The organism is Tessaracoccus sp. MC1865 (assembly GCF_017815535.1).
Lineage (GTDB): Bacteria > Actinomycetota > Actinomycetes > Propionibacteriales > Propionibacteriaceae > Arachnia.
This window is the reverse complement of the sequence record NZ_CP072596.1, coordinates 935,971-960,202: the sequence shown is the minus strand read 5'-3', so window position 1 is coordinate 960,202 and position 24,232 is coordinate 935,971. Positions and strand designations below refer to the sequence as shown.

At 67.0% G+C, this 24,232-nt stretch carries 24 protein-coding genes; 8 read left to right on the top strand and 16 right to left on the bottom strand.

All coding sequences use genetic code 11. The features are described from left to right. Nucleotides 1-6: 6 nt before the first annotated feature. On the bottom strand, nucleotides 7-1,281 hold the full coding sequence (locus J7D54_RS04320; protein ID WP_182764542.1) for a DUF6350 family protein: 1,275 nt from the start codon (nucleotides 1,279-1,281) through the stop codon (nucleotides 7-9). A gap of 100 nt (nucleotides 1,282-1,381) precedes the next feature. On the opposite strand from J7D54_RS04320, the gene J7D54_RS04315 reads away from it, so the two are divergent. Next, nucleotides 1,382-3,163, top strand: coding sequence for a hypothetical protein (locus tag J7D54_RS04315; protein ID WP_182764543.1), 1,782 nt, complete (start codon nucleotides 1,382-1,384; stop codon nucleotides 3,161-3,163). Here J7D54_RS04315 and sucD read toward each other — a convergent pair whose 3' ends face one another. Together sucD and sucC are read right to left on the bottom strand one after the other, a co-directional pair. Then, on the bottom strand, nucleotides 3,164-4,063 hold the full coding sequence (sucD, locus tag J7D54_RS04310; RefSeq protein ID WP_182764544.1) for a succinate--CoA ligase subunit alpha: 900 nt from the start codon (nucleotides 4,061-4,063) through the stop codon (nucleotides 3,164-3,166). A gap of 1 nt (nucleotide 4,064) precedes the next feature. Then, nucleotides 4,065-5,240 carry an ADP-forming succinate--CoA ligase subunit beta gene (sucC, locus tag J7D54_RS04305; protein WP_182764545.1) on the bottom strand — a complete coding sequence of 392 codons (1,176 nt, stop codon included), beginning with the start codon at nucleotides 5,238-5,240 and terminating at the stop codon, nucleotides 4,065-4,067. 199 nt (nucleotides 5,241-5,439) lie between these two features. Here sucC and J7D54_RS04300 point away from each other — a divergent pair, with 199 nt between their 5' ends. Beyond that, nucleotides 5,440-6,513 carry a M23 family metallopeptidase gene (locus J7D54_RS04300; protein WP_182764546.1) on the top strand — a complete coding sequence of 358 codons (1,074 nt, stop codon included), beginning with the start codon at nucleotides 5,440-5,442 and terminating at the stop codon, nucleotides 6,511-6,513. A gap of 105 nt (nucleotides 6,514-6,618) precedes the next feature. On the opposite strand, the gene pcrA is transcribed toward J7D54_RS04300, so the two are convergent. Then, entirely contained in the window at nucleotides 6,619-9,042 is a 2,424-nt protein-coding gene (gene pcrA, locus J7D54_RS04295) for a DNA helicase PcrA (RefSeq protein WP_182764547.1), read from the bottom strand. Between the two features lie 55 nt (nucleotides 9,043-9,097). Between pcrA and J7D54_RS04290 the strand changes: the two genes are divergently transcribed. Beyond that, nucleotides 9,098-10,330 (top strand): phosphatidylserine/phosphatidylglycerophosphate/cardiolipin synthase family protein, encoded by a 1,233-nt coding sequence (locus tag J7D54_RS04290; protein WP_182764548.1) that lies wholly within the window; start codon nucleotides 9,098-9,100, stop codon nucleotides 10,328-10,330. Nucleotides 10,331-10,417: 87 nt separating this feature from the next. Here J7D54_RS04290 and J7D54_RS04285 read toward each other — a convergent pair whose 3' ends face one another. Beyond that, on the bottom strand, nucleotides 10,418-10,693 hold the full coding sequence (locus tag J7D54_RS04285; protein WP_182764549.1) for a GlsB/YeaQ/YmgE family stress response membrane protein: 276 nt from the start codon (nucleotides 10,691-10,693) through the stop codon (nucleotides 10,418-10,420). A 112-nt stretch (nucleotides 10,694-10,805) separates the two neighbouring features. Here J7D54_RS04285 and J7D54_RS04280 point away from each other — a divergent pair, with 112 nt between their 5' ends. Further along, nucleotides 10,806-11,147, top strand: coding sequence for a hypothetical protein (locus J7D54_RS04280; RefSeq protein ID WP_182764550.1), 342 nt, complete (start codon nucleotides 10,806-10,808; stop codon nucleotides 11,145-11,147). Nucleotides 11,148-11,150: 3 nt separating this feature from the next. Here the strand turns inward: J7D54_RS04280 and J7D54_RS04275 are convergent, their stop codons facing one another. The 9 genes from J7D54_RS04275 to J7D54_RS04235 all read right to left on the bottom strand — a co-directional run bounded on the left by J7D54_RS04275 (nucleotide 11,151) and on the right by J7D54_RS04235 (nucleotide 18,776). After that, the gene (locus tag J7D54_RS04275; protein WP_182764551.1) at nucleotides 11,151-11,762 is read right to left on the bottom strand and encodes an A24 family peptidase; all 612 of its coding nucleotides are present in this window, start codon (nucleotides 11,760-11,762) and stop codon (nucleotides 11,151-11,153) included. Next, a complete protein-coding gene (locus J7D54_RS04270; RefSeq protein WP_182764552.1) occupies nucleotides 11,759-12,637 on the bottom strand; it encodes a type II secretion system F family protein in 879 nt (292 codons plus the stop codon). The genes J7D54_RS04275 and J7D54_RS04270 overlap by 4 nt, the downstream gene beginning before the upstream one ends. 12 nt (nucleotides 12,638-12,649) lie before the next feature. Next, nucleotides 12,650-13,585, bottom strand: coding sequence for a type II secretion system F family protein (locus tag J7D54_RS04265; protein WP_182764553.1), 936 nt, complete (start codon nucleotides 13,583-13,585; stop codon nucleotides 12,650-12,652). Next, complete coding sequence (locus tag J7D54_RS04260; RefSeq protein WP_245244126.1) at nucleotides 13,582-14,835, bottom strand: CpaF family protein; 1,254 nt, start codon at nucleotides 14,833-14,835, stop codon at nucleotides 13,582-13,584. Before J7D54_RS04260 ends, J7D54_RS04265 begins: the two co-directional genes overlap by 4 nt. Before the next feature lie 287 nt (nucleotides 14,836-15,122). Then, nucleotides 15,123-16,193: an AAA family ATPase gene (locus J7D54_RS04255; RefSeq protein WP_182764555.1), complete on the bottom strand. Its 1,071-nt coding sequence runs from the start codon at nucleotides 16,191-16,193 to the stop codon at nucleotides 15,123-15,125. Nucleotides 16,194-16,306: 113 nt separating this feature from the next. Then, a complete protein-coding gene (locus J7D54_RS04250; RefSeq protein WP_182764556.1) occupies nucleotides 16,307-17,089 on the bottom strand; it encodes a Flp pilus assembly protein CpaB in 783 nt (260 codons plus the stop codon). A gap of 55 nt (nucleotides 17,090-17,144) precedes the next feature. Beyond that, nucleotides 17,145-18,140, bottom strand: coding sequence for a Tad domain-containing protein (locus J7D54_RS04245; protein WP_182764557.1), 996 nt, complete (start codon nucleotides 18,138-18,140; stop codon nucleotides 17,145-17,147). Beyond that, nucleotides 18,137-18,487, bottom strand: a complete 351-nt coding sequence (locus J7D54_RS04240; protein ID WP_182764558.1) for a TadE/TadG family type IV pilus assembly protein — start codon at nucleotides 18,485-18,487, stop codon at nucleotides 18,137-18,139. Before J7D54_RS04240 ends, J7D54_RS04245 begins: the two co-directional genes overlap by 4 nt. A gap of 82 nt (nucleotides 18,488-18,569) precedes the next feature. Next, nucleotides 18,570-18,776, bottom strand: a complete 207-nt coding sequence (locus tag J7D54_RS04235) for a Flp family type IVb pilin (protein ID WP_209455206.1) — start codon at nucleotides 18,774-18,776, stop codon at nucleotides 18,570-18,572. 289 nt (nucleotides 18,777-19,065) lie between these two features. On the opposite strand from J7D54_RS04235, the gene J7D54_RS04230 reads away from it, so the two are divergent. Then, nucleotides 19,066-20,553 carry a VWA domain-containing protein gene (locus J7D54_RS04230; protein ID WP_182764559.1) on the top strand — a complete coding sequence of 496 codons (1,488 nt, stop codon included), beginning with the start codon at nucleotides 19,066-19,068 and terminating at the stop codon, nucleotides 20,551-20,553. A 13-nt stretch (nucleotides 20,554-20,566) separates the two neighbouring features. On the opposite strand, the gene J7D54_RS04225 is transcribed toward J7D54_RS04230, so the two are convergent. Both J7D54_RS04225 and J7D54_RS04220 read right to left on the bottom strand, forming a co-directional pair. After that, entirely contained in the window at nucleotides 20,567-21,232 is a 666-nt protein-coding gene (locus J7D54_RS04225) for a response regulator transcription factor (RefSeq protein ID WP_076064146.1), read from the bottom strand. Next, on the bottom strand, nucleotides 21,229-22,479 hold the full coding sequence (locus J7D54_RS04220) for an ATP-binding protein (RefSeq protein ID WP_182764560.1): 1,251 nt from the start codon (nucleotides 22,477-22,479) through the stop codon (nucleotides 21,229-21,231). The genes J7D54_RS04225 and J7D54_RS04220 overlap by 4 nt, the downstream gene beginning before the upstream one ends. A gap of 113 nt (nucleotides 22,480-22,592) precedes the next feature. On the opposite strand from J7D54_RS04220, the gene J7D54_RS04215 reads away from it, so the two are divergent. Genes J7D54_RS04215 through J7D54_RS04205 form a run of 3 tightly spaced genes read left to right on the top strand, consistent with a single transcriptional unit; the run spans nucleotide 22,593 to nucleotide 24,207 of the window. After that, the gene (locus J7D54_RS04215) at nucleotides 22,593-23,747 is read left to right on the top strand and encodes a PspC domain-containing protein (protein WP_182764561.1); all 1,155 of its coding nucleotides are present in this window, start codon (nucleotides 22,593-22,595) and stop codon (nucleotides 23,745-23,747) included. Then, nucleotides 23,744-23,941, top strand: coding sequence for a hypothetical protein (locus tag J7D54_RS04210; protein ID WP_182764562.1), 198 nt, complete (start codon nucleotides 23,744-23,746; stop codon nucleotides 23,939-23,941). Before J7D54_RS04215 ends, J7D54_RS04210 begins: the two co-directional genes overlap by 4 nt. Next, nucleotides 23,938-24,207 carry a PspC domain-containing protein gene (locus tag J7D54_RS04205; protein ID WP_182764563.1) on the top strand — a complete coding sequence of 90 codons (270 nt, stop codon included), beginning with the start codon at nucleotides 23,938-23,940 and terminating at the stop codon, nucleotides 24,205-24,207. Before J7D54_RS04210 ends, J7D54_RS04205 begins: the two co-directional genes overlap by 4 nt. Nucleotides 24,208-24,232: the final 25 nt, after the last annotated feature.

The following is a 24,232-nucleotide window of genomic DNA, read 5'->3' as shown; positions in this document are numbered from 1 at the left end:
CACACCCTACGCCGTGGGCTCGCCGGGTGTCTTGTCGGACGTCTCGTCAGCCGGCTTTCCTGCGTGCGGCCGGCGCCGGACGAGGCCGACGACGAGGCCGGCCACCACTCCGGACAGTCCCAGGATGGTGGGCGCGAAGACCAGCAGTTCCGGCATCCGGGCACCGACGTGGCTGAGGCGGTCGTCCCCCAGGGCGCCAGAGCCCATGCTGCACACGGTGGCGACGAGCACCCCGGCCGCCACTCCGGAGAGCCCGCCCACCAGCGCGGTCTCGTCGAAGCGGGCGCGCGGCCGGGCGAAGGCGACAACCAGGGCCGCGACGGCGCCCGCAATGACGCCGACGGCGAGCCACCACAGGTGCGACGTGGGCGCGGTCCCGCTTGCGGGCACGGCGCCGAAGATGGGGATGGCCGGCAGCAGCCCGACGTCGGTGACCGTCATCGTCACCACGGAGCCGTCGCCCAGCGTGAGGCCCGCGCCGAGGAGCCAGGAGGCGCCCGCCAGCACGATGTTGGGCAGGTAGAGGAGGTGCAGCACCACCAGCAGGACCAACCCGCTCGTGCCGCCGTCGAGGGCATCGACGATGCCGCCCATCCGGTCCCATCCCGAATAGACGGCCAGGCCCGTCACGACGACGGCTCCGACGAGCACCGCGAGGATGGCGCCCCCCATGGCCCTGGGGACCGAACGGAGCCAGACGGGCCAGGTCTCCGTCGGCGAGTAGCCGATGCCGCGGGCTGCTCCCCAGAATCCGGCCACGCCGCCCACGACCAGCCCGCCGACCACCGCTCGCCAGGAGGCGACCCCCAGCGTGGCGGCCAGGACCACCACGGCTGCTCCGTACGTGAGCGCGAAGGTGCCGGCCACCTTGGCGACGAGGCGTTCGCCGTCGACCCAGAGGCCACCGGTGTCGTCTTTCTGGGCGCCCTGGGCCGCGGCCTGCTTGGCCGAGTGGGAGGCCAACGGCAGCGCGAGGAAGAGGAGCAGGAGCGTCAACCCGAGCGGGGCGATCGAGACCGCCTGCCCCGCGATCTGCACGGGCGCGCCGTGGGCGAGGACGAGCACCTCGGCCGCGATCCGGAGGGCCGGGGTGAGCTGGGCGTCGGGAGAGGTGAGCCACGCCACCACGCCGAAGCCGGAGAGGAGGAGCCACCCGGCCACCAGCACCGCCAGCGGGCCGACGATGGCGGGCAGATACCAGGACCACGGCCAGTGCCGCGGCTCCGGGGTCGGCGTCGGATCGACGTCGACCGCCACAGTGCGGTGTTGGAACCCGTCCACCATCACCCTTCCGTTGAGGTTCTCGCGCGGCCTTCAGCCACCCCGGTAGTCTGGCCCAACGTAACTCGGCCAATCAGCGCTCCGGAGGAGGTGAGCCCCTGTGTCTGACGAGACCTTCCGTGCCCGCCGGGCCTTGCAGCCCGACGAGGAACTTCAGGCGCCATTGGTTCCGGACGATACCGCAGCCGCCGACGCGGCCCGGCCGCGACGCGGCGCGGCAGCCCCAGAAGAATCGACGCCCGCCGCCGGGTTGGGCGACGACCCGGTTGAGCCGGTTGCACCCACCGAGCCGACTGAACCGGCCGGGCCCGCCGAGCCCATCGAACCGGCCGCGCCGGCCGCGCCGGCCAGGGGCCAAGGCGACAGCCCCTTCACCCGCCGCGGCAGCGTCCCCTTCAGCGAGACCCCTCCCCCGGTACCCGTCGCCCCAGAACCCGAGCCGATGATCCCCGCCCCCGTCTTCCCGCGCTCCGCCGGGGAGTACGCCGACGGGCCGGGCCCGGCCCCCCGTCGCTCCGCCATGTCGAGCGACACCCCCGTGGAGGTCGAACGCCCCGCGGCCCCCGCGGCGGCTCCCTCCTGGGTCTCCGCGCACAAGATGACGCTGGGCACCTGGGCCCTGGCCGGGCTGGTGGGCGCGCTGGTGGTGGGCCTCATCGCGTTCTTCGTGGTGCGCGGCATGCAGGACGAGCCGAGCGGCGTTCCCAGCGGGCCGGAGTCGCCCACCTCCGGAAGCCCCTCGGTGACGGACCAGCCCGCTGACGTGGCCGACCTGGTGGAGGCGGACGACCTGGTCCCCATCGCCCCGGCCGGAGACTGGTCCGTGATCTCCACCACGGAAACCCAGTCGGACCACACCATGCGGGCGATCTGCCTGAGCACCGCCCAGCCGACGGTCAATCCCACCCATTCCTTCCAGCGCACGCTGGGCACCAGCGGCGACGACAAACTGGCCACGCTGCACCGCATCGACGTGTACGCCAACGTCGACGCCGCCAGCAGCGTCATGAGCGAGCGCATCGCCTCCCTGACCACGTGCGGCGAGGTGCCCGCGCGGCTGGTCCGCGGCACCACCATTGAGGGCCTGGCCGAGGAGACCTTCCAGGTGACGATCGTCCAGGAGGAGGCGGTGGCGAAGTACCACACCGTCCTCCTGACGCGCGACGGCGCCGCCCTGCAGATGGTCGACGTGGCGCGCGACGCGCAGCCCGTCGATGAGAACGCGGTCGCGGATTCGCTGCTGCGGTCGCAGGCGGACCTGGCTGAAGCCCAGGACGCACCCGGCCCCACCGACGTGACGGCTGCCCCCGCGATCGTGCCTCCTGCGCCGCCCGAGGGTTGGCTCGTCCCCATCGACCTTCCGCGTATCCACCCGGGGGCCGGACGCTGGACGATGACCGGCCCGCACCCCGTCGACGGCACCAACATGGGCTGCGAGAACATGGAACTGGCCACCGAGGCCGGCCCCACCGAGCGGCAGCGCACGGCCTACGCCCTGACGCGTGACGAGAAGATCCCGGAGCGCTTCGGCATCGACGAGTTGCTGTTCACCTTCCCCTCCTCGGAGGAGGCCGCGGTCTTCGTCACCAAGCTCGGCACGAACCTGCGCACCTGCGGCCAGCGGGTCCTGACGGCCGAGATCGCGGAGCACGCTCCCGTGCCGGCGAAGGACGCCGAAGGCAACGCGCTGTCGTCGCTGGTGTTCACCGCCACGCAGGCGATCTCGGACACCGAGAAGGTCACCTACCAGCTCATCGTCAGCGTGGCCACGAACAAGGTGGCCTACACCATCATCTCCGCCACCCCCGAGGTGCAGTTCACCCAGGAGCAGCTGACCGAGCTGGCCGCCCGGATCTCCGTCCGGGCCAGCCAGCTCAACTGATCAGACCAGCTGCCCGGCGCGCAGCTTGGCGATGGCGTCGCGGGCGAGCTGCGCGGTCTGCGACGGGGTCTCCCCCACCTGCACACCCGCGGCCTCCAGCGCCTCCTTCTTGGCGCGGGCGGTGCCGCTCGAGCCGGTGATGATGGCGCCCGCGTGGCCCATGGTGCGGCCGGGCGGTGCCGTGAAGCCTGCCACGTAGCCGACGACGGGCTTGGTGATGTTGGCCTTGATGTAGTCGGCGGCGCGTTCCTCCGCGTCGCCTCCGATCTCGCCGATCATCACGATCACGTCGGTCTCGTCGTCCTCCTCGAAGGCCTGCAGCACATCGATGTGCTTGAGCCCGACGACGGGGTCACCGCCGATGCCGACGGCCGTGGAGAAGCCGTGGTCACGCAGTTCGTACATCATCTGGTAGGTCAGCGTGCCGGACTTCGACACCAGGCCGATGCGGCCGGGGCCCGAGATGTGCGCCGGGATGATGCCGACATTGGACCGGCCTGGAGAGATGAGACCCGGGCAGTTCGGGCCGATGATGCGGGTCCCGGCCTCGGCCGCCGCGGCCTGGAACTCGACGCTGTCGCGCACGGGGATGCCCTCGGTGATGACCACGCACAGACCGATCTCGGCCTCCACGGCCTCCATGACGGCGGCCTTGGCGAACTTCGGCGGCACGAACACCACCGACACGTCGGCGTTGGTGGCGGCCACTCCCTCCACCATCGAGCCGAACACCGGTACGGGGTCCTCCTCGAAGAGCACGGATTCGCCGGCCTTGCCGGGCGTCACGCCGCCGACGACGCGGGTGCCGGACATGACCATGCGCTGGGTGTGTTTGCGGCCCTCCCGGCCGGTCATCCCTTGGACGAGGACGCGCGAGGAGGCGTTGATGTAGATCGCCATGTCAGTTTCCTTCCGAGGCGAGCTTGGCCGCGGTGCGGGCCGCCTCGTCCATCGTGTTCTTGACGGTGATGAGCGGGTGGTTGGCCTCTTCGAGGATGGCCTTGCCGACGTCGACGGAGTTGCCGTCGAGCCGGACGACGATGGGCAGCCGCGCCTCGTCGCCCAGCATCTCCAACGCGTGGACGATGCCGTTGGCCACGTCGCTGCAGGCCGTGATGCCGCCGAAGACGTTGACGAACACGGACTTCACCTGGGGGTCGCTCATGATGATGCGCAGCCCGTTGGCCATCACCTGGGCCGACGCGCCGCCGCCGATGTCGAGGAAGTTGGCGGGCTTTGGTTTGCCGGGCAACTCTTCGCCTGCGGCGGCCACCACGTCGAGGGTGCTCATCACGAGGCCCGCGCCGTTGCCGATCACGCCGACGGAGCCGTCGAGCTTCACGTAGTTGAGGTCGAGCTCGCGGGCCTGCCGTTCGAGGTCGACGTCCGCGGTGTGCTCCTCGTACTGCTCCCACTCCGGGTGGCGGAAATCTGCGTTGGCGTCGAGGGTGACCTTGCCGTCGAGGGCGAGGATGGTGCCGTCGGCCGTCTTGACGAGCGGGTTGACCTCGACGAGCGTGGCGTCTGATTCCACGAACACGGTCCACAGCTTCTGGAGCACGGGGCTGACGGCCGCGTGGATCTCCTGGGGGAAGCCCGCCTCGGTGAGGATGCGCTCCGCCGCCTCAGCGGTGATGCCGTCGACGGGGTCCAGTTCGACCTTGGCGAGGGCCTCGGGCCGCTCCTCCGCCAGCGTTTCGATGTCGACGCCGCCCTCCACGCTGCACATCGCGAGATAGCCGCGGGAGGCGCGGTCCAGGAGGATCGAGAAGTAGTACTCCTCGGCGATGTCGGCTCCGGGGCTGAGCATCACAACCTTGACCGGGTGGCCCTTGATCTCCAGGTTGAGGATCTGTTGGGCCGTCTCGACGGCGGCCTCTTCGTCGTGGGCCAGCTTGACGCCGCCCGCCTTGCCACGGCCGCCGGTGCGTACCTGGGCCTTGACGACGACGGTTCCTGAGCCGAGGGACCGGTAGGCCTCACGGGCTTCTTCGGGGGTGGTGGCCGTGCGTCCGGCCAGCACGGGTACGTCGAACCGCTCAAAGAGGTCGCGCGCTTGGTATTCGAGGAGATCCACAGTGATTCCTGTTCAATTGGGACGATCGAGCGTCGCCAGCGTATCGGGACAAGGGCCGATACGGTAGCCCTTCGCACGAACGAGCGCGCCTGGCCCCGCAGTCCCCCGGCCCGTCACACGGCACGGCAGAAAAGATCTGTGGACAATATTTCGGTTTGATTTTGAGAGGTTCCTGAGAACTGTTAAGGTTCCGTTCGGAATGACCTACAGAACCCCTCTTGACGTCAGGAACCAGGTGAACCACAGCCCGTTGCGCAACGCCCGTCGCGCCGCTGACCCTGTAACCGACGAAATCCTCGAAGCAGAGGTCGTCACCCCCGCAGCATCGCCCGCACGCCGCGCCTCCCGCGCGCTGGGCATCTCCCGCCGAATGGTCGCCATGGGCGTCGCCGGCGCCGTCGGGGCCTCCGCACTTTTCGCCTTCGCCTTCACGGCCCGTGGCAATGACCTCGACAGCGGGGTGGACGTAGCGGCCGCCATCCCGGCGGCCGCGATGTCGGCAGCAGCCGAGAGCTTCGAAGACCGCAGCGAGGACGTGAGCCGCAACGCTGTCCGCAGCGGCCTCACGGACGTCGTCGCGGACAAGGCGGCGCAGGAGCGCCAGGAACAGCTCGGCGCCGCGAACCAGTCCGCCACGCAGGCGCAGGCAGATCTCTCCATGGGCGAGCGCGACAAGTTGATGGACGCCGACATGGAGCTCGTCGCCGCCCAGTCGCAGAAGCTGAAGGAGGAGGCCGAAAAGGCCGCCGAGCTGCTCGAGCGGGCCCGCAAGGCCGCCAGCGCCGCGAAGGCCCAGGGCATCACCGTCGGCGACGTCGAGTCGATGACCGCCGAGGACGTCGACAACCTCACCAGCAAGGGCGGCTCGATGCCGGTCAAGTCCGGCTACCGCGTCGGCGCAGGCTTCGGTCAGCGCGGCAAGTGGTCGCGCTACCACACCGGTCAGGACTTCCCGGCCCCCACCGGCACCCCCATCTACGCTGCCGCCTCCGGCGTCGTGCTCAGCCCCACCGCAGGCGGCTGGGCGGGCACCAACGTGGTGATCCAGCACAACAACGGTGGATCCACGCTCTACGCGCACATGAGCCGCAAGGCTGTGCGCACTGGCCAGACGGTCAAGGCGGGCCAGCTCATCGGCTACGTCGGCAACACCGGCCGCTCGTTCGGGTCCCACCTGCACTTCGAGTACTACAAGCCGGGCGTGACGCCGGGCGATGTGTACAGCGCGTCGAACCCGATGGTGTTCCTGCGCTCGCTGGGCGTTTCCAAGTAGTCGTCAGCACTCCTTGAACCCGTAGCTCACACCAGGACAACTGTTCACTGCTCGGTTTGGGACCGTAGACGGTGACAAACCCAGCACTGTCTTTCGCGCGGTGCGCTACAGCTTCTCCATCGGCGCGTGCTTGACGCTCAACCGCTTCGTGCCCGCCGAGCCGAAGTCCACATCGGCCCTCAGGTTGTCGCCGGCTCCTGCCACGGCCACCACGGTGCCCATGCCGAAGCTGGCGTGCAGCACCCTGTCCCCCACGCCCACGCTCAGCACGGTCTTCAGCGGGCCGGTGCCGGAGCCGAAGCTCTGGATCGACGCGGAGGTCTGGCGGTTGCGCGTGGCGGCGGTGCTCGCCCACTGCGTGGTGGCGGCGCCGGTGCGGCGCCAGTCCAGGACGTGGGCCGGCATCTCTTCCAGGAACCGCGACGCCGGGTTGTAGGCCGGCTGCCCGAAGGTGACGCGCACGGCGGCTCGGGTCACGTAGAGCCGTTTCCGGGCGCGCGTGATGCCGACGTAGGCCAGCCGTCGCTCCTCCTCCAGCTCGTTCGGGTCTGTCAGGGCCCGCATGTGCGGGAACATGCCCTCTTCCATGCCGGTGAGGAACACGGTGTCGAACTCCAGGCCCTTGGCCGTGTGCAGGGTCATCAGCGTGACGACGCCCTTGCCCTCGTCGTGGTCCGGCACCTGGTCCGAATCCGCCACCAGCGCGATGCGCTCCAGGAACGCGGCGAGCGAGTCGTCGGGCTCCGGCATGCCGGCCACGAGGCCGGATTCGACGGCCTCCTCGTCGTCGAGGTCGATGGTGTTCGCCGCGGCGACGAACTCCGCCGCCACCGATACGAGCTCGACGAGGTTCTCGATGCGGGTCTCGTCCTGCGGGTCTGTCGACGCCTGCAACTCAGGGAGGTAGTGCGATTCCTTCAGGATGGAGGTGAGCACCTCGTCTGCGGGCTTGCCGGCGGCCACCATGGCGCGGTGGATGTTCATCACGTCCACGAAGCCCTGGATCAGCTTGACGGAGCGGCTGGCGAGGCCGGGCGCCTCTTCCGCGCGCTGGAGCGCGTCGAAGAAGGTGATGCGTTGAGCGCTGGCCAGCGTCGAGATGGCGGCCTCCGCCCTGTCGCCGATGCCGCGCTTGGGCACGTTGAGGATACGGCGCACGGAGACGTCGTCTGCGGGGTTCACGATGGCGCGCAGGTACGCGATGGCGTCGCGGATCTCGCGGCGCTCGTAGAACCGGACGCCGCCCACGACCTTGTAGGGCATCCCGACGCGGATGAACACTTCCTCGAACGCGCGCGACTGGGCGTTGGTGCGGTAGAAGACGGCGGTGTCGCCGTACTGGCTCTCGCCCGCGTCGGAGAGCCTGTCGATCTCGTCCGCGATGAACTGCGCCTCGTCGCGCTCCGTGTCTGCCACCCAGCCGACGATGAGGTCGCCCTCCCCCAGGTCGGACCACAGGTGCTTGTCGCGGCGGCCCTGGTTGCGCGAGATCACCGCGTTGGCGGCGGTGAGGACGTTCTGGGTGGAGCGGTAGTTCTGGTCGAGCACGATGGTGCCGGCGCCCGGGAAGTCCGATTCGAAGTCGAGGATGTTGCGGATGGTGGCGCCGCGGAAGGCGTAGATCGACTGGTCCGAGTCGCCGACGACCATCAGCTCCGCCGGCTCCACCGTCGGGGATCCCTCCACCACGCCGGTGACCTCGCCCGCACACAACTCGCGGATGAGCGCGTACTGGGCATGGTTGGTGTCCTGGTACTCGTCCACCAGCACGTGCCGGAAGCGACGGCGGTACTTCTCTCGGATGTCCGGGAACGCCTGGAACAGGTGGACGGCGGTCATGATGAGGTCGTCGAAGTCGAGCGCGTTGGCGGCGACGAGCCGGCCCTGGTAGTCGGCGTAGGCCCGCGCGATCGTCTCCTGGCGGGAGTTCTCCGCCTCTGCGGCGGCGCGCTCGTGGTCGACCAGTTCGTTCTTGTAGTTGCTCACCGCGTTCATCACGGCGCGCACCGGGTAACGCTTGGGGTCCAGCTCCATGTCGCGCACCACCAGCGACATCAACCGCTTGGAATCTGCGTCGTCGTAGATGGAGAAGGATTTGGCGATGCCGAAGCGGTCGATGTCTGCGCGCAGGATGCGCACACACGCGGAGTGGAAGGTGGAGACCCACATGAGCTTGGCGCGGTTGCCCACCAGTTCGATGACGCGCTGACGCATCTCCGCGGCGGCCTTGTTGGTGAACGTGATGGCCAGGACGGAGCCGGGATGGACGTCACGCTGGCTGACCAGATGCGCGATGCGCCGGGTCAATACCCGCGTCTTGCCGGAGCCGGCGCCGGCCACCACCAGCACGGGGCTGCCCGCATGCACGACGGCTTGGCGCTGCGGAGGGTTGAGACCCTCCAGCAGTTGTTCCTCGCTGACCTGCTTCGCCTTGGCCTTCCGCGGGGTCACCAGTGCCTCCGCGCGCGGCGGAGCGGGCTCGTCGGGCTGGAAGACGGCAAAAAGATCCGGGAAAAGGGAGTCACTCATGTCGGCTGCCCAGCCTACCGGCTCGCGCCGACGACTCCGTCGGTACGCTATGCCCATGCAGACCACCTGGAGCCGCGCACGACGGTTCTTCAACCGCCTCACGGCCGCGGTTCTGATCGGTCAGATCCTCTCCATGATCGCCTTGACCGTCGTCGAGTCCTTCCGGAAGAAGAAGCGCAAGCTGCGCAAGTTCCCGGTGACCCGTCCGGAACCGCTGCCCGTGGCCGATGACGAGATCACCGTCTACACCTACGGCGAGTACCTGTACGACGCGATGATCGAGGCCATCGACGCGGCCGAGCACACCATCTACTTCGAGACCTACATCTGGAAGGGCGACGCCACGGGCCACCGGTTCCGCGACGCGCTGGGCCGCGCCGCCGACCGGGGCGTGAAGGTGCACGCCATCTGGGACGAGTTCGCCAACCTGGTGGTGCCGCGGGCGTTCTTCACGTCGATCCCGAAGAACATCGCGACGATGCCGCACCCCGCGATTCCCATCCCGTGGTCGCCGCGCCACTGGGGTCGCGACCACCGCAAGCTCCTCACCGTCGACGGCCGGGTCGGCTTCATCGGCGGCTACAACATCGGCTCGCTGTACGCCACCGGCTGGCGCGACACCCACGCCCGCGTTGTGGGCCCCGGGGTCGCCGAGCTGGACAACGCGTTCATCGACTTCTGGAACCTCCACGTCCGTAAGGAGCACGACCGGATCGAGGACAACCCGGAGCGCGACTGGCTCCCCACCGTGCGCGTGCACCGCAACATGCCGCGCCTTCAGGTGTACCCCATCCGCAACATGTACCTGGAGGCCATCGACAGGGCCACCTCACACATCTGGCTCACCCACGCCTACCTCATCCCCGACGACGACCTGATCGCCGGCCTCCGTGCCGCCGTCAACCGGGGTGTCGACGTGCGGATCATCGTGCCGGGCCGCTCCAACCACGTGGTGGCCGACTGGCTGTCGCGCGGCTACTACACGAACCTGCTGCGCTCCGGCGTGAAGCTGTACCTGTACCAGGGGGCGATGGTGCACGCGAAGACCGCCACCATGGACGGCGTGTGGTCGACGATCGGCACGGCCAACCTGGACAGGCTGAGCCTGTGGGGCAACTACGAGGTGAACCTCGAGGTGACCGACGAGAGCGTCGCCAAGCACATGGAGGACGTGTTCCGCACGGACCAGTCCAACAGCATCGAGCTGAACGAACAGCGCTGGGCGAGCCGCTCCGTGGTGGCCAAGGTGACGGAATTGTTCCTGTCGCCCTGGCGCCCGTTCTTCTGATCACCCTGCGACCGGTGCCGGTTGCGGCAGACAGAAGAAGGGGCGCCCGGCAGCAGCCGGGCGCCCCTTCGGGGTCAGAGGGAGGGATCAGGCCTTGCGGCGCTGAGCCCAACCGTAGATGGCGAGCACGATGAGGGCACCAATGATGGAGGTGATGACACCGCCGATGGAGAAGTTGGGGCCGGTCAGATTGAGCTCACCTTCGAAGATGAGCGAACCGATGAGACCACCAACGAATGCACCGATGATGCCCAGGATGATGGTGGCCAGCCAGCCCCCACCCTGACGCCCAGGCATGATGGCCTTGGCGATAGCGCCTCCGATGAGGCCGACGATAATCCAAACGATGATTGTCCATAACATGCCTCAAGCATGGCAGTAGGCGGGGTCACTGTAAATGCTTTCGAACCCTGAACTGTCCCTGAGGTGCGTGGAATTGGGCTGGGTTCCCCCCTTAAGGGTAGAGTCTGGAGCCATGGAAATCGTGCATGGAATCTTCTTTCTGCTCCACCTCATCGGCTTCGCGGCGCTCTTCGGAGGCGCTTTTGTTCAGCTGAAGGGGCCCCACCGAATCGTCAATCCGGCCATGTTCCACGGTGCTCTCACGATGCTGATCTCCGGCCTCGCTCTGGTGGGCATTCTGGAGATGGGTGACGGGCACGTCAACAACATCAAGATCGGCATCAAGCTCCTCGTGCTGATCGCGATCTTCGTGCTGGTGCTGATCAACCGCAAGAAGGATCAGGTGGCACCCGGGCAGTTCTGGGGCATCTTCGCCCTCACGCTGCTCAACGCCGGCATCGCCGTCTTCTGGTGAGCCTCAGGCGCTGATCGCGATGGCCGCCGCGGCCCCTGCGATCAGCGCCGGACCCATCGGCACGTCGGCCTTCCTGTCGCGCGTGACGATGAGCACGACCACGGCGAAGAGACCGTGCAGGACGATCCCGAAGAACAGGCCGCGGCCCACCGCCATCCAGCTGTACCAGCCGAGCACGGCGCCCAGTAGCGCCGACAGCTTCACATCGCCGAACCCGAGCATCCCCTTCGCCAGCAATGCCGCGACGAAGAAGCCGGCGAACATCGCGAGCATTGCCAGAAACGCGCGGAGCAGCGCACCCCAGTCCCCCGTCGTGGCGGCCATGGCGACGAGGCCTATCGCCCAGACGATGAGCGCGGTGAGGATCACGGTGTCGGGGAGCCGGTGTTCCTTGAGGTCGACGACGAACAGGACGCCCGCCAACCCGGCGATGACGGCCAGGGTTGCGGCCTCCAGAAGGTCCGAGGTGATGAGGCCTACCCCAGCCCCCAGAATCGCTGCACGAGGTACCGTCCCGATGAGCTTCGTGGTCGGCTCCAGCGCCACTCTGGGGAGGAACCTCGACGCCAGCCCGGCCGCGGCAGCGGCCACGAGCGCCGTCCAGATCCAGGTCATCGAGAGAAGGCCTCGATGATGCTGAGCGCAGCGGGCGTCATGATAACGATCATGAGGGCCGGCATGAGGAACAGGATGAGCGGAAAAACCACCTTCACGGGGATCTCCATGGCCTTGTGTTCGGCGCGCTGACGGCGTGCGATCCGCTGTTCCTTCGCCTGGCTGTGGAGCACCTCACTCAGTGCGATGCCGTGTTCCTCAGCTTGGATGATGGACCGGATGAACCGCCGCAACTCTGGGACTGCCAGTCGGTCGGCCAACGCCAGGTACGCAAGCCGCCGCTGCTGGCCCAGTTGAATGTCCTGCAGTGTGCGGATCAGCTCGGGGGCCAGCACCCCGCGCCCATTTCGGGCCACACGGACGAGGGCGGCGTCGAAGCCCAGCCCCGCCTCAACGGCGATGCTCATCTGATCCAGTACGTCGGGCAACTCCAGCTGGACAGCTTCCCTGCGCTTGATACCTGTGTTCCACAAGAGCAGTTCTGGGAGAAAAAACACGAAGACGACCACGAACAATCCCAGAGCAACGGTTACCAACGATGGATTGCTCCTGACGACGAGGAACGCAAGTGCAACAGTGATGAGCGTTGAGATCATCTTGACGCTGATGACGCGCTCCAGCGGCCACGCTGCTGGCCGGCCCGCCTTCATCAAGAGCTTGTCGAGAGTTCCTGCGGACCGGGTACCCACGAGCTTGAGGCCCAGAGTGGGGGCGGCGACCACTCGCGTTCCTCTGGCGGTGGTCGCAGACAGGCCGCGTTGCAGGTTTGCCCGAACGTCTCGCTGCACACGCCCTTCTCCGGCGAGGAGCATATTCAACAGGTAGGCGACCCCAACCACCAGGAGCGCCAAGCTGACGTAGACCACCTGCGGCATTGACTCACCCCCTCAGAACTTGATCTTGACGACGCGGCTCAGCCAGAAGATGCCAATGGCGAGCGAAATGCCCGCGGCTATCAGTGCGGCGATCCCGAGGATGGATTCGCCAAAACGGCTCACGTAGCCCGGGTTGACGAGCGACAACATCAGAAAGACACCGGGCGGCAGAGCGGACAGGATGATGGCGGAGAGCTTACCCTCGGCGGCAAGGGCCCCCACCTGACGCTTCAGTTGAATCCGCTCACGGATGGTCGCGCCCACGCCGTTCAACACGTCGGCCAGGTTGCCACCCACCTCGCGGTTGATGGCGATGGCCTGGACCACCCAGTCGAAGTCTTCATTCTCATTGCGTCGCGCAACCTCCGCCAATGACTCCACAAAGGACCGGCCGAGGCGGGTCTCATTCACCACCCGGGAGAACTCGGACGAGGTCGGTTCCTCAAGTTCGGTGGCTACCGTAGCGCAAGCTTGGGGGAGGCTGAATCCGGCTCGGAGGCTCCCGGACAGAGTGCTGAGCGTCTCTTCCAATTGGTCCCCGAAGAGTTGGCGCCGTTTGGCGGCTTTCAACCGGACGATCAGCACCGCCGCGAGTGGGACCAGGATCAGCGCCAGAATGGGAAGGAACGCTCCTCCGCTGAGCAGCCCTAAAGCAAAACCAACAACCGTCCCAGAAGCGACCAACACCAGAAAGTCCTGCGGACGCATCCGGATTCCAGCCGCGGAGAGCGACTCCTCAACGACGCCTGCCCGCCCGCCGAGAGCGTACCCCGCGACAGCCGACGCGGCGGTGGCGGCCTGCGGCAACAGACCAACGGGCACCGCGTCCGCAGGGCGCCGCCGCGACATCGGCACCGTGCGGCCAACAGTGAGATACAGCACCAGCCAGGTCAATAAGGCCGTTGCCATTAAACCGCCACCGATGTACGCGAGGCTTTGGGGGCTCATCGCAAGCCGCCCCACCCTGGTCCGCCGAACACGGCGGGAGAGATGACGATGCCGAGATCCTGGAAGCGATCCGTGAACATGGGCCGCACACCGGTCGGAATCGTCCGGCCCCTGAACCGACCATTGGGATCGACGCCGGCGGAATAGTCGAAGAGGAACACATCCTGCAAGGTGATGATCTGGCCCTCCATGCCACTCACTTCCGTGACGGCAGTGATCCGTCGAGTGCCGTCCCTCAGCCGGGTGAGTTGCACGATCAGGTTGACGGCCGAGGAGACCTGCTCTCTGATGGCGCGCAGCGGGAGCTCGAAGCCTGACATCATGACCAGGGTCTCCAGCCTGGCCAGGCAGTCGCGCGGTGAGTTGGCGTGCACCGTTGACAGAGAGCCGTCATGGCCCGTGTTCATGGCCTGCAGCATGTCCAGCGCCTCCGCGCCACGGACCTCACCCACCACGATGCGGTCGGGTCGCATGCGCAGCGAGTTGCGCACCAGGTCCCGGATCGTGATCTCGCCCCTTCCTTCGATGTTGGCCGGCCTGGACTCCAGCTGGATCACGTGGTCCTGCTGGAGTTGGAGCTCCACCGAATCCTCGATGGAGATGATCCGTTCGTTTGAGGGAATGAAGGAGCTCAGCACGTTGAGCAACGTGGTCTTGCCTGTGCCGGTGCCGCCGGAAACCAGAATGTTGAGCCGCGCCTCCACACAGGCCTTGAGCAATTCCGCCATCTCGGGTGTCATGGTGCCGAAGCGTTCCAGATCCAGGACAGAAAGTGCGTCCCTGGAGAACTTACGGACCGTCAAGGTGGAGCCGCTCACCGCGAGCGGGGGAATGATGGCATTGACTCGCGAGCCATCCTCGAGACGAGCATCCACCAACGGGGATGACTCGTCGATGCGCCGACCCACCCTGGTGACGATGCGTTCGATGATTCGCCGCAGATGTGGTTCGCCGTCGAAGAAGACCTCGGTGCGTGTCAATTGGCCCTTGCGTTCGACATATACGGACTCCGGACCGTTGACCATGATCTCGGTGACCGTGGAGTCATTCAGAAGCGGCTCCAGGGGGCCCAAGCCTAGAACGTCGGCCTCTACTTCACGCATCAATCGCTGGCGCTCCGCAGTGGTGAGAGGCACCTTCGCCGCTTCCACAACTGAGTTCAGCTCGTCCATCACCATGCTCCGCAGGCTGGACTCGTCCATATCGGGGTCGTTCACTCGAGTGCCAAGTCGAGCGAACAGGGTGTCCACGGCCGAAGCCTTCAACGCGCTGAGCGCGTCACTCCTGGCAGGCGGAGCCGTTGTCGCGACGGGTGCCCGTTCCGACAGCCGCGCCGTGACTCGTGCCGCGGGGGCGGGCACAGCGTGCAACTCGGCCTCCGGAGCAGGCTCGGGAGAGTCCGCCGACCGAGCTCCCAGCGGCTGCGGCTCCGAGCGCCCCCATGGGCTCTGCTCCGTGAGATCAGGCGGTGACCACACGGCAGCGGCTGGCGCTTCCGCTGACCTCTCCCTGGCCCCCTCCAGACGTTCCCTCAGGCTCATGGATTCCTCCGGAACAGCCGCCCTCTAGCGCTCGTCGGAGTCTGTGGCGCAACGGCATCCACCAGCGACAGGAGCCCCTTGCTCACCGGGTCTCGGCCGCCGCTTTGCAGGAGTGGAATGCCCTGATTCGTTGACAGCGGCACTCCATTGGACTGTGGCAGCGCTACATCGACGCCGGCGCGGATGGTGGCCTCAACATCTGCGATCGTCATACCGCGTGAGCGCTCGTTGAAATTCACGACGATGGTGCGTTTCCCCGTGATCATCTTGAGGTCATTGAGCGTGTCGATCTCCTTACGCAGGCCCCGCACCCCGGGTACATCGAGGCTTGTCACCAGCACCAGATGGTCTGTGTGGTCCAGTGCCGCGAGCGTGTGGTCGGTGAGTCCCGGCGCGGTGTCGATGACCACGTAGGCGAATTGACCACGCAGCAGCGAGACCAGTTGGGCCAGATCGTCGCCAGTGACGGTATCCGCATCAGCGGGAGAATCCGAGCCTGGGACCACGAAGAGTCCGGTCACGTGCTGTGTCACGTAGCTCTTCACTGCGATGCTGTCTCTGGCGGCGGGACCGCGCGCGATGTCCGGCAGCGAGTGCTGTGCCTGCAGGTTGAGCGCACTGGCGACGTCCCCGAAGTGCACGTCGGCGTCGATGAGAACTACCTGCTGCGGAAAGCGTTGAGCCAGGCCAACCGCCAGGTTGGTGGCCACGGTTGTCTTGCCGACGCCGCCCTTGGGGGAAGTGACTGTCACCACGACCCCGGTGCGACCGCTGACAGGGGGCGGCAGCATCCCGGGCATGTCCTGGGCTGCGCGCGATGCGAACACACGATCGGCTGCGCGGTCGAGCGCGGCGCGCAATTCGTGCGGTTCTGCATCGGCCGGGATGATGTCTCGCACCCCTGCCCGGACGGCGGCTACCCCGATGAGGCCCGGATCGGCATGCACCAACAGCACGTCTGCTCGCTGCGCAAGATCCGAAGCGATCCGCATCGCTGCGTCTTCCACTCCGGTGGCATCGAGCACCACGACGTCTGGAATGGCAGCCCTGCCGAACAGCGACGACACGGGGTCATCGTCGTCCGCCAATTGCGGCCGAGGGACCCGGGTGAAACCATCACCGATGGCCTGGTGGAGACGATCCTCGAGCGAATCGTCAGATGTGCTTAGCAGTAGCTGTATCACTTGAACACCGTCCCTGAGGTGACAGGCTCAACGCCAGTCATATCTGTCGACGGAGTCTGCCTCGATAGCCAGAGCGAACCATTCTCTTTGCTGTAGACGATTTTCGCGGCCATCTGAGAGTCCACGGCAACGGTGACCATGAGTTCCGAGGCGGGCAGTTGGTCTCCCGCTGCGGTTCCGTCACCTGCCGGCGGTGCTACGGTGCCCTGGATCCGAGCCACGAGGATGTCAGCCGCCAACAGATCGGTTTGATTCTTCTCGACCCCGGGATCACCTTCGGGGTCGGGTGAGGCCGTGGATGGCTCGGCGCCATCAGACGCAGCCGTCATAGTGACATATATACCCACCTTGTCCCCCGCGATGATCTGCGAGCCCACGACTCGCTCAGGCGGAAGTTGGATCGTGATCAGTTGCAGTCCTTCGGGGACCGGCACGGCAGCTGCCACCTGATTGTCGTCCGGTGTTACGAAACGGCTGAGGAGCACCTGTTCGCCCACCTTGAGGGACGTCACCGTGACCTGCTCGGCGGGCAATTCGTCAAGCTGCTGGATTGCGCCGGGGACGATGGCGTGCAAAGGAATCTGCCGAAGCTCGACGTACTCGGATAAATCGGCGGATCTCATACCAGCGGGGATCTCGTCGCTCACCACCAACACCGGTCTCGGATCCAATGATGCGAGTGCCCGTTGATCGGCGCCACTGACGTAGACAAAGAGCAGGGCACCACCTACCAGCGCCAGCAAGGCGGCTAGAGCGCCCAGGAAGCCGCGTTTATTCATGTGAGGAGCATCCTTGTCGTTTGGGTGCCGCTGGCCATGGAAATGGAATCATCAGTCACTCGGTGAGCCGTACTCCGACCGCCCCCGCGTTGGGGGGAGGACTACTCGGCGAGCCATACTCCAGCACGTCCTTCAACTCCACCATTTCCACGAAACGACCTCGAAGGTTCTGACCCTTGTCCTTGGGATCCAGAGTCAGGCTCTGACAGTCGGGCCAGCCGGGGCTTGACGAGTTGCCGGGCCCAAAGCAGTAACCGGTGACCTCGAGAGCTGCGAAAACATAGACGTGGTACTGAGCGTTCCTGCCGGTGCCCTTCCACGCATCGAACAAAGGCATCAGAACCGTATCGCCCACGTTGAGTACTGTCTCGATGACGCAACCGTTGGGGATGGAACCTCCCGGGTCCGTGGCGACCCATGGGTCCTTCAAGTCGATGGTGGTCTCGCAACCCGAATCAGGCGCAAGCCAACCAAATCCCCCCGCGGTTTCGTTGTGAGCCGAATGCGTCCCGCAGACCAATCCGCCGTCCGCGATCGAGCCGCTCTTACTCTTGAGCGGAATGACAAACTCGGCCGTGGTTGAAGGCGGGGAGACCGCGCTGCTTCCCGTCTGGTACTGGAACCAACACATCGAGGTAGTGAGCGGCAGCGTGACAGCCTTGCTCGGCGGCCCCCACGAGGCGGTGGCGGCGGCGCTCACTGCACTGGAGTCGAACGCTCCGCTGGAGTCCAGCACAGGCGCCAGGAAATGGTCACGTACAGTCTCTACCCTCACCGTCACGGAGGACGTGGCATGGACGACATCCGCTGTCACGTTGGCGTCACTCTTGTTGTGCTCCGCATACCAGGTTGCGGTCGAGTCGGGTTCGCAGCCAGCCGCCGTGGCGCAGCTCTGCGCCAACGCCAGTGCTGCGGAGTCGGCGCCGTTCTGGAGCTGTTTCCGATCCCACCATAGGGCTCCAACGTCAACAGCGAGAGCACCGAAACCCATCAGCACCACCAGCACAAGGGCAACTACGACCGCAGTCGCGCCCCGATCGTCAGCCTTCATCCGCCGCATCGCATTACCCCCTGCCCCTCCATGGTGTAACCGGGAAAGAAGCCGGTCAGTCCGTCGTACTGGTACGTGATCGTGACCGTCACGGGAGCTCCAGGCGAGCAGACGCCAACGTCGATGTTGGCGCCTGGGGGAATGCCGGTCGCTGCAGCGAGTGCCGCTGCGGGGTCCCCTGTGATGGCGTGTGCACGAGCAGCCTCGCGGGCCGCACCTGCGATATTGCCCTGGAGGAAAAACGCGTAACCGAACTCGATTATCCCCATCAAGAGAGTGATGAGCAACATCGACACGAGCGCGAACTCTACCGCCGCCGCGCCGCGTTCATTCCGGTTGTCTCGCATGACTCCCCAAGCACTCCTGATCTAAAACCGAGCGGGGCTCAGGTACGAAGGCCCCGGAGCCCCACTCAGGCCTAGCGATAAGCTACGGGGTCGGCTTCGGGGTGGGAAGCTTCTCAGAGACCGTCTTGAACAGATCGTTCAACTGTCCGCCGAGCGTGAACACGATGGCGATGATGACCACAGCAATGGCGGCGACCATGATGCCGTACTCAACGGCAGTGGCACCCTTCTCGGACTTCATCCGGGGTGCAATGACGCCCCGGAGGACGGCCTGCATGTAATCGAACATGAGTCTTCCTTTCAACGGGGGAAGGCTTGGCAGCCCGGGAGTTGGATTCATCGGGCTTCCGCGACACGTCCCCCAACGGGTCGCAAGCAGGACAATACATGATTTGCAGGAAAGTGCGAGTCCAAACATCCAAACTGAACCTTGGGCATGATAGAGGGGTGCATGCTGATCCCACTACCCGCCCAACGGCACGTGACGCTAGGGTGGGCAGCACGTGACCATCTGGGGGGAGGGCACCATGCGACGCCTGTCAGCCGTGCTCGTCAGTTTGTTGCTTTGTCCGGCACAAGTGGGTGCAGCGTTCGCCGCGCCGCCGGCCGCAACCATCGACGACGTCCTCGAGGCCCTCCAGGTCCGTCCACAGGAATCCGACTACGTGATCGTCGTCGATACGTCGCTGTCGATGCGGGCGGAGGAACGCTACGCCAGGGTCGCGGAAGCGCTCGGCGTGACGCTCACGCAGTTGCAGCCCACCGACCACGTGGCGCTCATCACCTTCGACGACGGCGCACGAGTCGCCTACCGCGGACCCCGCGGCGACGACCCCCAGGCAGTACTGAACGAGCTCCCCGCGCAGCCCTCCGGTGACCAGACCGACATAGGCGCCGGCCTCGAACTTGGCCTTGAGGAGCTTGAACGCCCCGACGCCAAGCCTGCGGGCGCTCTGGTGCTGATCACCGACGGCGACCTCGACACCAAGCTGGACTCGCCGTTCGCCGAGCCCACCTCAGCGGGTTGGGCAGACCTCAGAGCGCGGGCCGCTGCGCTGAGCGGCAGGGACATCGCCACCTACGCCCTGTCAGTGGGGGAAGAAACCGACGCCGGCCTGATGACCGGGGTGTTCCCCGATACGCAGGAGATCCCCGTCGCACAATTCGCCGACGTGCTGAGCGACCTGCGCATGCAGCTGCTCACCTTCCAGGCCAAGCAGAAGCTGGATCCCGACCTGGAGACTGGCGCCCTCACGGCGAAATTCACTGACACCAAGGCCCTGGGCTCCGGCAAGCACGCCACAACGCTGCAGGTCTCGTCCACCTACAGCCTTCTTCCCACCCACCTCACGGGCCTCGCTGCGGAAGTTGCCGGCTCAGTTCCGGTCACCGTCGAAGGGCTGCCGGACGAAGTGGTTCTGGCCCCCGGCCAAACCGTCGACCTTCCGTTGACCTTGACCGTCGGCGAGTGGGACGGCAGCCAATCTGACCTCCTCGTCACCGCCGTGGCGGACAGCTCCTGGAGCGAGGTGGTGCGCACGGAGCTGCGGACCCCCGTGGAACTGACTCTGACGGCCGCCCCGCTCCAGCTGGTCGACGAGCCGGTGCCCGCCGCGTCAGAAGACGCAGTCGCCGGAGAGACGCCACAGCCGAGTCCCTCCCCCACGCCACTGGCACCCCCTCCGGCCGAGACTGAGCAGGCTGAACTCGACCCGCTCCCGCTGATCATCGGCGGCGCGGCGCTCGTCCTCCTGGCCCTGACGGCGCTCTTCTACCTCAGCCGCCCCAAGCTCGAGGGAGCCCTCACCGTGCTGCGCGACGGGCAACTGGTGCAGGAACTGCTGCTCACCGGAAGGTCTGTGTCGTTGACTCCCCCGCAGCCGGGAACAGGACCCTCCGGTGCCGTGTCGGCGGCCGGCAAGCGCGAACAGGTGATCGTGAAGGCCTCCGTTGACGGCGAGAAGGCGGTCAAGGCCAAGCTGGCCGACGGCGAAAGCGTTCGCGTGGGCGAGTACGAACTCGTCTACACCGGCACCCGAAGCCGGGTGTTGGCGAAGATCAGCTGAACAGCGGGAGCGGCTAGACCAGGTGGCGGTCGGTGGCCCACTTGGTGAGCTGGTGCCGGTTCGACAGCTGCAGCTTCCGCAGCACCGACGACACGTGGGTCTCCACCGTCTTGATCGAGATGAACAGCTCCTTCGCGACCTCCTTATAGGAGTAGCCGCGGGCGATGAGCTTCATCACCTCACGCTCGCGGGCGCTCAGCTTGTCCAGCTCCTCGTCCACCTGCGCGATGTCGATGGCGCCGCTGAAGGCGTCCAGCACGAAGCCCGCCAGCCGCGGGGAGAACACCGCGTCACCGGCGGCCACGCGCGCCATCCCCTCGATCAGTTCCTCCGAGCTGATCGACTTGGTCACGTAGCCGCGGGCGCCGGCGCGGATGACGCCGATCACGTCCTGCGCCGCGTCGGAAACCGAGAGCGCCAGGAACTTCACGTCTGGCTTGGTGGGCAGCACCTGCTTGATCACTTCGGCGCCACCGCCACCGGGGAGGTGCACGTCGAGCAGCACGACGTCGGGCTCGGTCTCGAGGATTGCCTTCACCGCGGTCTCGACATCCTCACCCTCACCCACGATGGTGACGTGCTGGCCGATCTCGTGGTTGACGCCCGCCCGGAACATCGCGTGGTCATCAACTATGACAACCCGCAACCCGGCCACATCATGGGCCTGATCCTCACTCATCCGCTCATCTCCAATTTCACTTCAGTGCCGTCCCCGAGCTCCGAGCGGATCGTCGCGCTACCCCCGTAACGTTCCATGCGAGCCCGGATCGATTCTCTCACGCCCATGCGTCCGTCGGGCAATTGCTCGGTATCGAACCCCTTGCCACGGTCCCGAATGAACACCTCGATCTGTCCATCGTCCACTTCGGCGTACACGTCGACGCGTGACGCGCCCGAATGCTTGGCCGCATTCGTGACGGCTTCACCGGTGGCGAGGATGAGGGCCTCCACCTTGTCGTCGACGGTGGCGTCACCCACACAGACCAGTTCGACGTCGACGGGGAACCGGCCCTCCACGTCGGTGGCCATCTCCTGCAGGGCGGAACGCAGCGACGCGGCCCGGGCCGTCTCGCCGTAGAGCCAGGTGCGCAGTTCACGCTCCTGACGGCGGGCCAGTTGGGCGACGGTGGCGGAATCGTCCGCCTGGCGCTGGATGAGGGCAAGCGTCTGGAGGACGGAATCATGCAGGTGCGCAGCCATGTCGGCGCGCGCCTCGGCGCGGTGGCGCTCCGCGTCGGCACGGCGCACCCGGTTGCGGTGCTGGTACAGCCACGGGGCCGCCACAATGAACAGGCCGGCCAGGAGCAGCGCGGAGGCGCCGAGCACCCCTGGGAGTTGGGCCAGGCCGATCTGCGTGGCGAGCGTCCACGAGATTCCGGCGCCCACGAGCACCAGCCCGCCGACCAGGCGCACGATGCTCATCGTGCCGCCGCCGCGGGTGACGCGGGCCCACAACCGCGTGTCGGTGCTGCGGGTGGTGACCACGCGCTCGTCGACCTGCAGCCAGATCACGATGATGCCCACACCACCGATCACCATCGGCCAGAACAGCGCCGTCGGGACCACACCGCCCGAGACGAAAAGCCACAGCAGGCCGACGACCACCAGGCCCCCGGCCACCAGCACACCGTGGTCCGGGCGCGAGGCGGGCAGCAGCGTGGGGCGCATGCCGCGTCGGGTGGCGGCCTCGAGGCCCGCGGCCTCCTCCAGCCTGCCGCTGGGCAGCAGCACCCACATGGCGCCGTAGGCGAGCAGACCCAGGCCGGAGAGCAGGGCGGCGATCACGAAGGCCAACCGCACCATGCGCACGTTGACGCCCAGGTGGGCGGCGAGACCGGCGGCGACACCGGCGATCACCCCGGACTCGACGCGGCGTTGCAGCGGCGCGCGCGTGGGCGCGTTGGGCACCACCGGTAGCTGAGTCATGACCCCAGATTGTCACGGGCATCCTCCTCAGGCCAGACCGGAGAGCCGTTTCCAGGGGCGCTTCAGGGGCTCACCCGATGCTCTTTCGGCCCAGGCGAGAGCAGACTGGAGCCATGACCACAGAACTCGACCTCGGCTGGTTCGACCCGAGCCTCGGCGCCCTGCAGCGCCCGGAGGCCGCCGGCGTCTCCACCGGCCTCAGCCGCGCCATCGCCGAGCGGCTGGGCGTCGACGTGGTCCTTGTGCGCGTCGTGTTCATCGTGCTCGCCTTCTGCGCCGGCCTCGGCCTGGCACTCTACGGCTGGGGCACCGTCCTGACCCGCGGCCCGCAGGGCACCCGCCCCATCGACCAGGTGCTGCCCGGCTTCCGGGACTGGTCCCCCTTGATGCAGAAGGCCGCCGTAGTGATCTCCACCATCATCGTGGTGGCCACCCTCGACGCCGCCCTCCCCCTCCCCTGGGGCGCCGGCGTCCTGGTGCTCATCGCGCTGGTGCTGGTTCGCCGTCGTGCGCGGAATTCCGGAGCTTTCCCGCCGGCCCACCACCCGCTGCCCTCCGGCACGCCCGCCGTCGCCCCGCTCGACGACCAGACCCTGGTGGAGCACTGGCGCCGCGGCATCAACGAGGCGGTGGGCTCGCATCGCGCGGCGGTGCCGTCGAGGCAGTTGCCCACCGTCGACCTCTACGCCCCGGAGGAGCCGCCGGCGCCGCGCATGCTGGTGCCGCAGGCCAAGAACGGTTGGTGGATGGGCGTCGCGGTCATCGTGGCGATGATGGCAGCGTCGTTCGTCTCGGCGGGGCTGCTCGGCTACGACCTGAGCACCACGCTCGCCGCGACCACCGCCACCGGCGGCGTGGTCACCGTGATCTGCGCGCTGGCCGCCCGCGACCGCCGGATCCCCCGCGTGGTGCTGGCCGCTCTGGCCGCCTCGATCGTCGCGACGGGGTGGCTCGCCACCCAGACCGCTGTCGGCCCCGCCCCTGCCCCCACCGACGACACCGACGTGGTGCGGCTCGTCGGCAGGGAGGGCGTCGTGGACCTGAGCGGCATGCAGCTCGACGACCAGACGGTACTGCGGGTTGAGGTGATCGCCTCCGACGTCGAGCTGATCCTGCCCGGGCCCGTCGAGGAGATGACCACCACCTTGTGGCTGGCCGACGTGACCGTGGCGCCGGGAAGCGCCGCAGACGCGGGCACGGCGACCGGTGGTCTCCACATCGACGTCCATGCCCAACTGTCCGACGTGCTCATCAAGGAGTCCGCATGAACCGCCCATCGCTCGACATCGCCGCCCTGGCCATCGGCCTGGTGGCCGTCGGCTTCGCCGTCGTACTCCTCCTCGCGGGGCACATCGCCTCGCCCCTCATTCAGCCCATCCTCGCCGTCACCCTGGCCGCAGCAGGCACGATCGGGCTCCTCGCAACACGTGGCCGCACCACCAACCGGAAGGAACAATCATGAAACTCACCCGCTCCCGTAACGGCATGATCGGTGGCGTCGCCGCCGGCGTCGCCAAGGCCATCAACGTCGACGTCACCATGGTGCGCGTCGCCTTCATCCTCATCTCGATCTTCGCCGGCAGCGGCCTGCTCGTGTACCTCATCCTGTGGGCGGTGGTCCCCCGCGAAGACGGCGGCACCATCGCCGAGGAGGGCTTCGACAAGGCACGCACCTGGTACGACGACCGGAAGAACCAGGGCCCCAAGGGACCCAACTACGACATCTGACCGCACAGGAAAACCCCCAAGCTGC

Bases quoted from the DNA above. Each gene is read 5' to 3' on its own strand.
- J7D54_RS04205 (WP_182764563.1), top strand. From the start codon at position 23,938: ATGAAACTCACCCGCTCCCGTAACGGCATGATCGGTGGCGTCGCCGCC.
- J7D54_RS04240 (WP_182764558.1), bottom strand. From the start codon at position 18,487: ATGCGAGACAACCGGAATGAACGCGGCGCGGCGGCGGTAGAGTTCGCG.
- J7D54_RS04300 (WP_182764546.1), top strand. From the start codon at position 5,440: ATGACCTACAGAACCCCTCTTGACGTCAGGAACCAGGTGAACCACAGC.
- J7D54_RS04225 (WP_076064146.1), bottom strand. From the start codon at position 21,232: ATGAGTGAGGATCAGGCCCATGATGTGGCCGGGTTGCGGGTTGTCATA.
- J7D54_RS04270 (WP_182764552.1), bottom strand. From the start codon at position 12,637: ATGCCGCAGGTGGTCTACGTCAGCTTGGCGCTCCTGGTGGTTGGGGTC.
- J7D54_RS04275 (WP_182764551.1), bottom strand. From the start codon at position 11,762: ATGACCTGGATCTGGACGGCGCTCGTGGCCGCTGCCGCGGCCGGGCTG.
- J7D54_RS04250 (WP_182764556.1), bottom strand. From the start codon at position 17,089: ATGAATAAACGCGGCTTCCTGGGCGCTCTAGCCGCCTTGCTGGCGCTG.
- J7D54_RS04220 (WP_182764560.1), bottom strand. From the start codon at position 22,479: ATGACTCAGCTACCGGTGGTGCCCAACGCGCCCACGCGCGCGCCGCTG.
- J7D54_RS04235 (WP_209455206.1), bottom strand. From the start codon at position 18,776: ATGTTCGATTACATGCAGGCCGTCCTCCGGGGCGTCATTGCACCCCGG.
- J7D54_RS04280 (WP_182764550.1), top strand. From the start codon at position 10,806: ATGGAAATCGTGCATGGAATCTTCTTTCTGCTCCACCTCATCGGCTTC.
- J7D54_RS04290 (WP_182764548.1), top strand. From the start codon at position 9,098: ATGCAGACCACCTGGAGCCGCGCACGACGGTTCTTCAACCGCCTCACG.
- J7D54_RS04215 (WP_182764561.1), top strand. From the start codon at position 22,593: ATGACCACAGAACTCGACCTCGGCTGGTTCGACCCGAGCCTCGGCGCC.
- sucD (WP_182764544.1), bottom strand. From the start codon at position 4,063: ATGGCGATCTACATCAACGCCTCCTCGCGCGTCCTCGTCCAAGGGATG.
- J7D54_RS04265 (WP_182764553.1), bottom strand. From the start codon at position 13,585: ATGAGCCCCCAAAGCCTCGCGTACATCGGTGGCGGTTTAATGGCAACG.
- J7D54_RS04245 (WP_182764557.1), bottom strand. From the start codon at position 18,140: ATGAAGGCTGACGATCGGGGCGCGACTGCGGTCGTAGTTGCCCTTGTG.
- pcrA (WP_182764547.1), bottom strand. From the start codon at position 9,042: ATGAGTGACTCCCTTTTCCCGGATCTTTTTGCCGTCTTCCAGCCCGAC.
- J7D54_RS04285 (WP_182764549.1), bottom strand. From the start codon at position 10,693: ATGTTATGGACAATCATCGTTTGGATTATCGTCGGCCTCATCGGAGGC.
- J7D54_RS04210 (WP_182764562.1), top strand. From the start codon at position 23,744: ATGAACCGCCCATCGCTCGACATCGCCGCCCTGGCCATCGGCCTGGTG.